The following is a 12,470-nucleotide window of genomic DNA, read 5'->3' as shown; positions in this document are numbered from 1 at the left end:
GATAATGAGTGTTAAATATTATACAGATATTTCCATCAAATCTTCCCCAACAATCGATTCACCATCAAATTGTTCCTCTGCTTCTTCTTTCACTTCTTCCGGAATTACATTGGGCAGGAAATGCGTCATTACTAACTTTTTAACACCTGCCTCCTGAGCTATATCGCCTGCTTGCCCCGGTGTACAGTGCTCTTTTTGCAAGTTCTCCCAAATCTTTAATAACTCGGGATCAGTCGTATTTCGATAAATTCCTGTTTTGGCAAGACATCCATCTTGTACAAGAATATCCGCCCCTTGAGCCAAGTTGACGATATTCGGAGTAGGCGCTGTATCGCCAGAAAAAACAATAACGTTATTATCCATTTCAAAACGGAATCCAAAAGTCGGTACATTATGAACCATTTCATCTATGGAGACTTTTGCCGGAATATCGACAGAGACTTCACCAGGTTCATCAAATTCAATAATATTGACATCCAAAACACCATTTTCCGGTCTACCAAGCGAAACTCTGTAAGCGATGTCATCTTTGAACATATTTATCACGGTTTCATGAAATTCTTTAATACCTTTAGGGCCAACGACAGTAAGTTCTCTACGCCCTCTTCCCCAGCCACCTAATAAAAACTGTCCATATCCAAAAAAGTGATCAGAGTGCAGGTGCGTAAACATTAAAACGTTTACATTTTCTGGTGGAATATTAGCTTTCAGCAACTGTGCAGTCGTGCCCTCACCACAATCAATTAAAATAGGCATTCCATTTATGTGTAACACCTGTGCAGGGCCTGATCTTTCTAAATCCGGTCTCGGACTGCCTGTTCCCAACATGGTAATTCCATTCTTGATCTCACTCATTATTAGTCACTCCCTATATTAGTTTAACTTTTAACCACTTTTGTTAGAAGTTATTAAAAATAATCCATAGTTAATAGATATTTTTGATTATTAAATTTTATATAATATTTTATATGATGTCAATCATTTTTATATGACCTATATTCAGACAATTTTGGTTTTATACTCAGTTTGTATTAGTCATCACAGCATCCTTTTGACTATTTTCATAATCTACCGGCTTGACTTTGATGGTTCCAGAATAGTCTTTCTTTGCAATTGAAATGCCTGTGAATCCATATATGACATTAATGATAGGAACCAAGAAGGCAAAGAAAATAAAAGGAACAAACTGGTATGCACTAACACCAAGAACGGATGCAGCAAAAACAGCTGGTACACCCCATGGAATCAAAAATGTTCCAACAGTTCCACAAGCTTCCAAACAACGGGAAAGGTTTTTGGTATCCAACCCTCTCTCCTTAAAGTTCCCTACCAGGGCCTGCCCTGGTAAAATAATGGCAAGGTACAAAGCACCACTTGCAGCAGCCACCAAGAATGACGAAGATGCAGTTGTAAGCATCAATTTTCCAGTGGAATTCGCACGCTCTAACATGGAACTAACTAATGAATCAAATAGGCCTACTCCGTCAAAAAGTCCGCCCAGAGCTGTCGCTAAAACAACAATAATAACAATCCCGGTCATGGACGTTATACCACCCTGCGATAAAAGAGAATCCATTAATTCCTGACCTGTATTGACACTGAAACCACTGGTCATAACTTCTACCACTTCAGCAAGATTACTGCCTTGGAAAATAAAAGCGGCGATACCTCCTAAAGCAGATAGCATCACAAGTGTTGGAATAACTGGAAGTTTTTTCATCATAAAAATGACCGTCAAGATTGGTAACGCTAATAATAGAGGATGAATATTAAATTGTTGTTGCAAAGAGCTTAATATACTGTCAATTCGACCAATATCAGATGCATCTCCTGCATATTGATTCCCGACTATCCAAAAAAGAATCAAAGCGATTAAAAATGCTGGTATTGTATCCCACATCATATGTTTAATGTGGCTGAATAGATCCGTATCAACGATTGCTGGTGCGGTGACTGTTGTATCCGATAATGGTGTTATTTTATCGCCCATTACTGCTCCAGAAATAATAGCACCTGCAACCAAAGGACCAGGGAACCCTAATCCATGTCCAACCGCCATAAATGCAACACCTATTGTTGCCAGTGCTGTTAAACTGTTTCCCAGTACAATCGTCAAGATACCTGTTATTAACGCAACCGTTGGCACAAAAATGGAAGGGTTTAGAAGGTCCAATCCATAATAAATCAGTGTAGGTATAACTCCACTAACAACCCAAGCTCCTACAAGACATCCAATTAGAAATAAAATAAACACTACCGGAATAATAAGTTTAACACCAGAAACCATATGTTCTTCAAGTTCAGACCATGAAAACCCTAAATATTTAGCAAGCAGACAAGCAACCGTAATTCCAACAATTAGTGGGATTTGCATTCCTGTATCCCAGAATGAGATGGAGAAAAAAGTTGTGATAATCAATGCAAACAGTGGCAGAAGGGCTTGTGTGAATGTCGGTTTTTTATGCATCATAACATCCTTTCATTAAGGAACTTCTTACCGGGATATGTGAATTAAATTCATATAAGCATCTGATTGGGGGTAATCGCTTACATAACGTTTATTTGGTTAATGGAATACAGGCTTATTCACGTTCCTGCATCCCATTCTTCCATGAAAATTCAGCTGTTCACTTGTCTTTCAAATCTGGTTAAAGCTTGGGAGAATATATTAAATATTTCCTCTATATCAGATTTTGAACTGATAAGCGGTGGTGCGAAAGCAATTGTATTAGCACCCTTATACATGATTGGCCGAACTATCAGTCCGAGGTCACCGCATAATTTACTTAATGTCGGAGCTGCAGCTTCTTCGGGCTTAAATGGTATATTTTCTTCAGGATCTTTGAATACGTCAAATGCACCAAGAAGGCCTGCACATCGCTCGTTTGTAACATGAGGATGTTTTTCTTTTAATTTGCTGAATTCATTTTCAACAACTGTTTCCATCTTCTTTACATGGGGAACAATGTTTTCTTTTTCAATGATTTCCAGCGTTTTTAATCCTACGGCACAGGAAGTGGGGTGTCCGCTATACGTAAAACCATGAAACAATACACCACCTGTCAGTTCAGCCAGTTCATCTCTGAATGAGTCTTTCATAATGACAGCCCCCAACGGAATGTAGCCACTTGTAATACCTTTAGCTACTGTCATAAAATCAGGAATGATACCGTCATTTTCGACACCAAACATCTTACCTGTCCGTCCAAATCCACAAACAATTTCATCAGCAATCATAAAAATACCAAATTCATCACACAAGTCGCGGACCGATTGTAAATAACCTTCAGGTGGAACATTTAGCCCCCCGGCTCCCTGAATGGGTTCCATAATAACTGCAGCAATTGTATCGGCACCTTCACGTTCGATCACACCACGAATTGAATTTTCATAGTTTGGATGCGTTTTATCCCCCTGTTCACATCCGGTTAAATATGGTTCTGCATTCAAGAAACCAGGTGCATACGACGTTCCAAAGGAATTAAAGTTATCCATTCCTGTTGCTCTAGTAGCTGCTAATGTCACCCCATGATAACCTTTTTGCAGACTGACAATTTTCGTACGTTGGGGCTGTCCTTTTAATTTCCAATATTCCCGAATAATTTTAAAGGTACTTTCATTTGATTCCGATCCACCAGAAGTGAAAAATGTTACATTTAAGTTTCCAGGTGTCAATTCAGCTATTTTACGGGATAGTTTAATAGCAGGTTCATTTGAATAATTATTAAAGGAAGAAGAAAATGGTAGTGTTTCCATTTGTTCCTTTGCTGCTTCTGCCAACTCACTTCGTCCATGCCCTAAATTCACATTCCACAAAGAGGATAATCCATCCACGTATTCCCTCCCATCAATATCCGTTAAATAGATACCTTCACCCTTCGTGAATGTATACGCAGCTCCGTTTTCTTGGTGATCACGGACAGAGGACGTCGGATGCATAAAGTGATTCCGGTCCCATTCTTTTAATTGTTCTATCGACGTTTGATTTTTCACTTCATCCATAACCATAAAGCGCTTCCTCCTTGTTAGTCTTTACTTATGCTGCAAATCAAAATAGAAATAAACCCTATATAATAGTGGTAATAAACTTCTCCTCCAAGAAATCGTCTAATGCATCCGGACCGCCTTCTCTTCCGAACCCACTTTCTTTCACGCCGCCAAAAGCGCCTTCCACCTGCGCCAATACGGTATCATTCACACCGACCATTCCATATTCAAGACCTTCAGTAACACGGTGTGAACGAGACAAATCAGTAGTGAATATATAAGCCGCAAGACCGTAATCGGTGTCATTTGCCTTTTCAATAACTTCTTCATCAGACGTAAATGAAAGAATTGGTGCAACAGGACCGAATGTTTCTTCGTTGGCTATGGTCATTGACTCATCAACATGCTTAAGCACAGTGGGGGAGTAGAAAAATCCATTTTCACAGCCGTCTTCCTCATATTTCTTTGCACCTGCCACTACTTCAGCACCTTTATCAATCGCATCTTTCACATGGGATTCAATTTTTTGAAGACCTACTTGGTTTATGACAGGACCCATTTCACTGTCATTTTTGTTCCCGTCTCCAACTTTGACATTTTTCGCCATTTGACCTAATTTCTCCGTGAATTGATCAACAATTGATTCTTGAACATAAATACGATTGGGCGAAACACATGTCTGTCCACTATTGTTAAGTTTACTCCTCAGAATTTGTTGAACGGCTTTGTCAATATCACAATCGTCAAAAACAATAATAGGTGCATGCCCGCCCAATTCCATCGAAATACGTTTCACTTGGTTTGCGGCTTTTTGATAAAGCATTTTCCCTACATTCGTTGAACCGGTAAATGTAATCTTTTTTATTCGTTTATCTGTCAACCATACGTCACCAATCGTCTGAGGATTACCGATCACCAAGTTCATAACGCCTTTTGGAAAACCAACTTCTTCAGCGAGCTCAAAAAATTTCATAGCTGAAATCGGTGTTTCTTCAGACGGTTTCAGAACAACGGTACACCCTGCTGCAAGAGCGGGGCTTAGTTTACGCGCAACCATGGCAAAGGGGAAATTCCATGGTGTAATGGCGGCTACGGGCCCCACCGCCCCTTTTTTGACCTGCAGTCTTTTTTGTGCATCCGTTGATTCCACTGTTGTTCCGTAAATGCGCCTGGCTTCTTCCGCATTCCAACGAATATATTCGGCTCCGTTTCTCACTTCGCCTCGTGCTTGCGCTAATGGTTTTCCTGCTTCCAGTGTCATCACCTTTGCAAGTTCCTCTTGATTCTCCAATACTTTATTATATAATGCCCACAATAAATCAGCTCTTTCTTTCGCTGGTTTATTTGACCAATCATGAAAAGCACTTGCCGCGGCGTTTACTGCCAATTCCGCTTCTTCCTGACCACCACTGCTTATTTGTGCAATATTTTCATTCGTCGCTGGATTAATAACCTCAATTGTGGAATCACCCTTTGCCTCCAGCCATTTGCCGTCTATATAAAGTTTGCAAGACTTCTTCGATTTTAAAACTGTCATACCAATAGATCCTCCCTTGTGTGTTAAATAGGTATTTTAATTGCTTAATAAGTGGATAGATCAACCAATACCAAGTAAACGTATCATCAATCGTCAAGATGATAACAGCCAATCCAATACAAGATCCCCTGCTCCGGTAGCCGCAGCATTTTCTCCTAAATCACCTTGTGTGAATGTCACATCCAAATCAGGAAAAAGCTTTTTATATCTGTTTATCGCTGTGTCAATGGACGTATTATAAAATAGGTTAAGCTTTCTATACATTGGACCATTTAAGATGATTTTACTGGGTTGAAAAATCGTAACCAAATTGGCAAGACCAGTTCCTGAATAATATGCTGTGTCTTTAACAACCTGCTCACATAACTGATCGCCCGACTCCAGTGCTGACACAATGTGGGAAAAAGTAATGTCCGACAAGTCACTAACTTGATCATTCAGTAAAGAATCATTTCCTCTTTTTAAATGTTTTTGCATTTCATTTACCAATGCCGGTATAGTTGAGTATGCATTCAAGCAACCATAATTGCCGCATATGCATTTTCTTCCATGGAGATCCACAACCATATGTCCCTGACCGAATGCACCCCCACTACTCCCACCACGCGGTCGAAGTATCTCACCATTTAACATAATTCCCACTCTGATACCAATTCCTTTGTTAATGTAAAAGGTGTCCCGGTCCTCTTGCGCCGCTCCCCGCCTATGTTCAGCACTTAATGCTGTGTTTTCTCCATAATCCAGTACAACTTCAGTTTCAATGTGTTCTTTTATCCTATCTACAATCGGGACATCTTCCCAACCGGAGGCCGGGAAAGATAATGGTTTGTTAATAATGCCTTTTATTGTATCAAGAGGGCCTATTGCACTGATACCTATTCCAAGCAAAGACGACTCTTTCAAACATTGCTTCTCCAACATCGCTCTAATTGCATTAACATAGGCTTCAATCATAACGTCAGGAGTACTTTTTCCATCCATATCAAAGCGTTTTTCTTCAACTGGTTTTAAATCCAGAGTCATTAAAAGTACTTTAGAGAATGTACGAGATATATCTATTCCAACGACATAATTTGCATCTGGCGTAATGCTGTATTCTTTCGCTTTTCTTCCACCACTTGAATGAGCCTCCCCGCTTTCATATAAAAGCCCATTTTCGGATAACTCTTCAATCAATCTGGCACATGTGCTGAATTTTAAATTTGTTTTCTCAGCTATTTCCACTTTTGTTAAACCGTTTTCATTTTTAACAGCCTTATAGACTTCTTTTAAATTAATCCCTTTCTGTGTTGTCACTTGGAAGAGATCTTTAAGCATTTGTGCTTCCCTCTTTTAAATAATGTAATTTTTAGTTTAAAACATCTATTCAATTTAGTCAAAAGATTTTTATATTTTATTTTATAAGAAAAATAATCCATTCTTTATCAGGGTTAAAAACAGAAGTTGAATTCATTTTGGTTAGAATGAACCATTTCTGTCTAGATAGAAAATTCTAATATGCATATTTGCTTTATAACAAAAATGAACCTCTCGAAAATTATTCGAAAGGTTCTCACTGAACAACCATAGGGAATATACTTTTAAAACACGTAATACGTAATTGACCGACAATTTTATTTACTCGTGTAATTTGTTATGGTCGCTGTTATTAAAATGGATACTCCATTTTCTCTTTCTGGACCGACACCCACTTTGTGGTAGTCAACTCTTCAATAGCCCAATCATGGCCAAAACGTCCAATACCACTATTCTTCATCCCACCAAATGGAACGTTGCTTTCCAAAACGGCGGGCATATCATTGACGTGTGTTGTGCCTGATTCAATATCAAGTGCCAGTCGTTCCCCTTTTTCAAGGTCGTCCGTAATAATAGCTGCTGACAAACCGAAATCTGTGTCATTTGCGATACGAATGGCTTCTTCATCGTCTTCAGCAGGAATAACTTGAGCAACCGGGCCAAAAACCTCTGTTGAAGCAAGTGTTGAACTATTGGGAACATTAACGAAAACATACGGCGAAATAACATTTCCGTTACGTTCGCCCTCAACAACTGTTTTTAGTCCCTCCTCTTTCGCTTTTTCAACAATGCCCATGATTTTATCGGCTTGTTTTTCATTGATGACTGGTCCTATTATGGTATCCGGATCTTTTGGATCACCGACTTTAAGTGAATTTACGCGTTCAGCATATTTCTCGACAAATTCATCATAAATAGTTTTGTTAGCAATAATACGGTTTGTTATCGCGCAAATTTGTCCGTTATGCATGAATTTGCCAAATGTAGCAATATCCACAGCATAATCCACATCGGCATCATTTAATAGTACCAAGGGATTGTTTCCGCCCAACTCCAATGCTAATTGTTTCATCGATGAAGCCGTTGTTTCTTTTATATGTCTGCCGGCAGCGTTGGATCCGGTAAAGCTGATAAAATCAACGTTTGGATTGGTTATAAACGCATCACCGGATTCCTCCAAATCCGTCAATAATGAATTGAATACACCAGCCGGAAGTCCCGCTTCTTCAAAAGCTTTTGCAAACAGTTGTCCACCAATGAGCCCAACTTGGACATCCGGTTTATGCACAACACTATTTCCTAAAGCAATTGCGGGAAAAATCGTTCTTGTGGCCATATTAAATGGGAAATTAAATGGTGTGATGGACGTAATAACACCAAGCGGCAATCGATAAACCCGGTTGACTTTATTGGGTGTTACAGACGAATATTCTCTGGGTGTGTACACTTCATTCACCATTGTAATAGCATCTTTAATATCATTGATGCCAAAACCAAATTCCACTTCGGCTTTTAAGCGTGTGCCTCCAGTTTCCCGCATAATTAATTGTAAAATATTTTCTTTTTCTTTTTCCAAATAATTTAAAGCTTTCGTCAGTACAGTTTTTCTTTCTTCAGCAGTCGTTTTTGCCCACTTTTTCTGTGCTACTCTTGCTGTTTCAAATGCTTCATGGATTTGTTCGTCGGTTGCCAAGCTTACCGTGGATAAAGTTGAATCATCATACGGGTCTTTTATGTCATAATCTCTTCCACTTTGACCATTTACCCATTGACCACCTACGTAACTCTTATTTAATCGATTGATCCATGTCCTATCCTCTGTCTTTTGCATGCTAAAACTCTCCTCACTTATCATATTTTTTTCGTCTTTTATTTCGCTTTAACATCTTCAGAATCCCATAATGTGTCATCCGTCGGTTCTTTCGTCCTCTCCTGGTATTCTGCGATAACGATTGACGCAATGACCAAAACTAGTGCTACCATGTCAACAATCCGGAGTGCCGCACCGAAAAAGACAACTGCAAAAGTAGTTGCGACAATTGGTATAACAGCTGATGCCATGCCTGCTGTACTTGCATTTATTTTTGCTAACCCTAAATATGTGAACGTATAAGCAAATATCCAAGCTGTAAACGCAAATCCTAAAATCCCCAACCAGGTCTCCATACCACTAAACACCGATACATCAATTGTGTTGAACTGATAGATAGCTATTGGAAGCGTTTGCAACATCCCAAAAAAACACAAACCTGCTGCTAATGTGTATGGTGGAAGTTCCACAGTAAATTTCTTTGCATAAATAAAAAATAAGGATAGTGAAATCACCGCAAGAAGCATAAAGAGAATACCAATACTGGATCCTCCACCTTCGGGATCAACACCGGCAATTTCCATGATCAGGACTGCAAGGATTGCTAATGCAACAGCAGAAATTTTCTTTAGATTTAACCGTTCCCGTAATAAAAACAATGACAGCACCAATACAACAGCAGGCGTTATACTAGTAATAATCCCAACAGATACAGGCCCCGCATAAGTCAATCCGTATAATTGAAAAACGGTATACAATGTCACTGTAAGTAAAGCCTGCATAAATATACCGAAATAGTTTTTCCAGCTTATGTGACTCCATTTTGTTTTTTCAACTATAGTCGCGAAAGGAATCAGAATAATACTGGCTATCAATATCGTTATGAACGTGAATAAAAGAACTGGAAAATCGACCATCATGACGTCTCCGATTGGGATACTCATACCAATAGACATCATGCTAATAACAAAAAGCAAAACCCCTTGACGCATATGAATGATAACCTCCAGTTTTGTTATAAATACATAACATTCAGATTATTGTTTATGAGAAAAGCCAGGAAGGCAAACAGGTTATTGAAACAAATTTTTCTTTACATGTGTTTACCTGCCCAGCTCTTTTTCATACTAAAGTACTATTTTAAAGATTGTTCAAATGCCGTTAAGCCTTCATCAATAATTTTGAAGATCTCTTCTATTTCTTCTTTATTGGCAATTAATGGGGGGGCAATGGCCACGATATTTGATCCATTCCAATCAATAGACCGCAAAATCAAGTTTCGTTTAAAACACTCATCAACTACTTGAAAAGAAGCTCCTGTTTCCGGATCAAAAGGTTTTTCTTTATCACGGTCTGCATATAATTCGAACGCCCCAAGCAATCCAACAGCTCTTGACTTGGTTACATGCGGATGATTATCTTCTAATTTTTGTAACTCCGCTTTGAATACTTGTTCCATGTTATTGACATTATCCATAACATTGTCACGTTCAATAATTTCGAGGTTCTTTAGAGCGACGGCACAGGACGTTGGATGACCGCTATACGTAAATCCGTGGAATAAAACATCATCTGTTTTAACCATCTCATCACGAATTTTCTCACGCATCACAACACCACCAAGAGGGATATATCCACTTGTGCTTCCTTTTGCGAATGTCAGCATATCCGGTGTGACATTCCAATTATCCACGCCAAAGTTTTTACCTGTACGGCCGAATCCACAAATGATTTCATCTGTAATCATTAAAACGTCTTTCTCATCGCATAAGTCCCGAAGTGCCTGTAAATATCCTTCAGGAGGCGTGAATACACCGCCCGCTCCCATGATCGGTTCCAGAATAATGGCGGCTATATTTTCTGGCCCTTCCTGTTCAATAATACCTCTGACACTTTTATGGTAATCTTCATGACTTCTATCGCCAAGTTCGCAATCAAGAAGATGCGGCTCAGCATGAAGGTAGTCCGGAGATTTGGGACCGACCAAACTATTGAACTCCGTTATTCCGGTGGCACTTGTCGAACCTTGTGCAACACCGTGATAACCCCTGCTTAAACTAATGACTTTATTACGGCTTGACTGCCCTTTAAGCTTCCAGTAATATTTCGCTAGTTTGAAGGCGGTATCATTAGCCTCGGATCCACCAGATGTAAAAAATACTACATTCATATCTTCAGGCGCCATCGAAGCGATCTTTTGGGATAAACGAATGGCCGGCTCATGGGAATAACCATTAAAGGAAGAACTGAATGCCAGCGTTTTCATTTGCTCTTTTGCCGCATCTCCAAGCTCTTCTTGACCATGTCCCAGATTCACATTCCAAAGCATGGACATGCCATCAATGAAAGTGTCACCGCTTTCATTTTTAACATAAACTCCGTTACCTTCCGAAACAATGATCGGCGGTCCTTGCTCATATTGCATTTTCGGTGGTGTTAAAGGGTGTAAATAGTGTTCTTTATCCAATTCAGTAAGTTCATTAACTTTAGATTCCAAATTTTTCATTAATAAAACCTCCGTGCGTAGTGGTATTTTTTAATGTCATAACGTTCAAAGAATGGAATAAAATCTTACCATTCAGTGCGCTCACATTACTTATCTACTTGGCAAAATGAAACTTCAAGAGTCTAATTTGATATCCTCATTTTTCCTTTATGATACAATGATTTTTAATATCCATCTTTTAGTAGCTTGATAACTGTTTTAAATAATCACCTCCATTTATCCTTACGAACGTTCGTAAGTTATTGATATTATAACCAATTCAACTAATTAACGCAAGTCGGAATTATTAAAAAATCGTGTCGTAAAATACGTGTGTCCTGAAAGTAGCTATCAACTATTGCGTTATCCCTCTCCAATAGATATCCCATGAATGCTGAAACCTATACTCAAAGTTTTCTATATTTACATACACAAGTTCGACAAGAAGGCCATCAAATAAGTTCATATAAGATAACTTAGCCTTTTCTGCTTCTATATTTATTGTTTGTTGATGACTTGTAATGGTTTCCTCTATATGACTTTGTATCTGATTGTAGAAAGTAAATGCTTTTACAATAACAGTGTTTTCAATATTATTCGGCGGTAAAAACATCATTCTTAATAAAAATTTAATATTTTCTTCACCATGTGATATAAACCGGCTCTTTAATTTGTTGATAAAATTGTACAATATTTCATATAATGAGTGATCCTTAGATTTATCAAAATAATCATTTAAAAAGGTAACCTCTTCTTGAACAACCTGATTCATAACAGTCAAAATCAATTCATTTTTATTTTTAAAGTGTGTATATATCGATTGTTTTTTTATTCCAACCTCTTCCCCTATATCACTGAGTGACGTATCATTAATGCCTTTTTGAATAAAAAGTTTCAATGCATTTTCCCTAATTTTTGTTTCTGTTAATTTCATTTCTGAACTCCTTCCAGACGGTAAATGACTTTTATGTATATCTTACAACTGGTGTTTCATTTCGACATGCTATTCCAATGTATGCAGCATTCGATGGTTTGCTTCTTAAATAATCTATTGAATTTTACAAGGATCGAATTACATATCACATCCTTAAACAATAGAAACGCAGCATTGAAAGTATAATAGTGAAAAGAATATTAGGCAAATAACAAAAAAGAGGACTAGATTACATTTGAGTCAGGGGTGTCATCGATTTATTAGCACTATTAACATATATTTATCAATTTAAAAAGTTAATAATAGAATCAAAAGTACTTGTCATCCTATAAGAAATCTTATATAATTTTGTTAATGTTTCTGTAACAGTAAGCGTTTGCACATGACGACGTGTGGTTCCGCTTCACCTACAATCCCAATA

9 protein-coding genes are annotated in these 12,470 nt (G+C 38.3%); all 9 read right to left on the bottom strand.

Translation table 11 applies throughout. The features are described 5' to 3' along the window. Window positions 1-18: 18 nt before the first annotated feature. Complete coding sequence (locus ACZ5Q7_RS07570; protein WP_343752372.1) at window positions 19-855, bottom strand: MBL fold metallo-hydrolase; 837 nt, start codon at window positions 853-855, stop codon at window positions 19-21. A gap of 166 nt (window positions 856-1,021) precedes the next feature. Continuing rightward, window positions 1,022-2,470: a Na+/H+ antiporter NhaC gene (nhaC, locus tag ACZ5Q7_RS07565; RefSeq protein WP_464432689.1), complete on the bottom strand. Its 1,449-nt coding sequence runs from the start codon at window positions 2,468-2,470 to the stop codon at window positions 1,022-1,024. A 149-nt stretch (window positions 2,471-2,619) separates the two neighbouring features. Next, on the bottom strand, window positions 2,620-4,008 hold the full coding sequence (locus ACZ5Q7_RS07560; protein ID WP_343752374.1) for an aminotransferase family protein: 1,389 nt from the start codon (window positions 4,006-4,008) through the stop codon (window positions 2,620-2,622). A gap of 58 nt (window positions 4,009-4,066) precedes the next feature. Continuing rightward, window positions 4,067-5,524 (bottom strand): NAD-dependent succinate-semialdehyde dehydrogenase, encoded by a 1,458-nt coding sequence (locus ACZ5Q7_RS07555; protein ID WP_343752375.1) that lies wholly within the window; start codon window positions 5,522-5,524, stop codon window positions 4,067-4,069. 93 nt (window positions 5,525-5,617) lie between these two features. Next, window positions 5,618-6,841, bottom strand: a complete 1,224-nt coding sequence (locus ACZ5Q7_RS07550) for an ROK family protein (RefSeq protein ID WP_343752376.1) — start codon at window positions 6,839-6,841, stop codon at window positions 5,618-5,620. 331 nt (window positions 6,842-7,172) lie between these two features. Continuing rightward, window positions 7,173-8,651 carry an aldehyde dehydrogenase family protein gene (locus tag ACZ5Q7_RS07545; RefSeq protein ID WP_343752377.1) on the bottom strand — a complete coding sequence of 493 codons (1,479 nt, stop codon included), beginning with the start codon at window positions 8,649-8,651 and terminating at the stop codon, window positions 7,173-7,175. A gap of 38 nt (window positions 8,652-8,689) precedes the next feature. Next, window positions 8,690-9,607, bottom strand: a complete 918-nt coding sequence (locus ACZ5Q7_RS07540; RefSeq protein WP_464432688.1) for a DMT family transporter — start codon at window positions 9,605-9,607, stop codon at window positions 8,690-8,692. A 158-nt stretch (window positions 9,608-9,765) separates the two neighbouring features. After that, on the bottom strand, window positions 9,766-11,136 hold the full coding sequence (locus ACZ5Q7_RS07535; RefSeq protein ID WP_343752379.1) for an aminotransferase family protein: 1,371 nt from the start codon (window positions 11,134-11,136) through the stop codon (window positions 9,766-9,768). Between the two features lie 334 nt (window positions 11,137-11,470). Continuing rightward, window positions 11,471-12,049 (bottom strand): TetR/AcrR family transcriptional regulator, encoded by a 579-nt coding sequence (locus ACZ5Q7_RS07530; protein WP_343752380.1) that lies wholly within the window; start codon window positions 12,047-12,049, stop codon window positions 11,471-11,473. Window positions 12,050-12,470 lie beyond the last annotated feature (421 nt).

Source organism: Lentibacillus halophilus (assembly GCF_055395055.1).
This window is presented reverse-complemented; position numbering and strand designations above follow the sequence as displayed.

Bases quoted from the DNA above. Each gene is read 5' to 3' on its own strand.
- nhaC (WP_464432689.1), bottom strand. From the start codon at position 2,470: ATGATGCATAAAAAACCGACATTCACACAAGCCCTTCTGCCACTGTTT.
- ACZ5Q7_RS07555 (WP_343752375.1), bottom strand. From the start codon at position 5,524: ATGACAGTTTTAAAATCGAAGAAGTCTTGCAAACTTTATATAGACGGC.
- ACZ5Q7_RS07550 (WP_343752376.1), bottom strand. From the start codon at position 6,841: ATGCTTAAAGATCTCTTCCAAGTGACAACACAGAAAGGGATTAATTTA.
- ACZ5Q7_RS07530 (WP_343752380.1), bottom strand. From the start codon at position 12,049: ATGAAATTAACAGAAACAAAAATTAGGGAAAATGCATTGAAACTTTTT.
- ACZ5Q7_RS07535 (WP_343752379.1), bottom strand. From the start codon at position 11,136: ATGAAAAATTTGGAATCTAAAGTTAATGAACTTACTGAATTGGATAAA.
- ACZ5Q7_RS07545 (WP_343752377.1), bottom strand. From the start codon at position 8,651: ATGCAAAAGACAGAGGATAGGACATGGATCAATCGATTAAATAAGAGT.
- ACZ5Q7_RS07560 (WP_343752374.1), bottom strand. From the start codon at position 4,008: ATGGTTATGGATGAAGTGAAAAATCAAACGTCGATAGAACAATTAAAA.
- ACZ5Q7_RS07570 (WP_343752372.1), bottom strand. From the start codon at position 855: ATGAGTGAGATCAAGAATGGAATTACCATGTTGGGAACAGGCAGTCCG.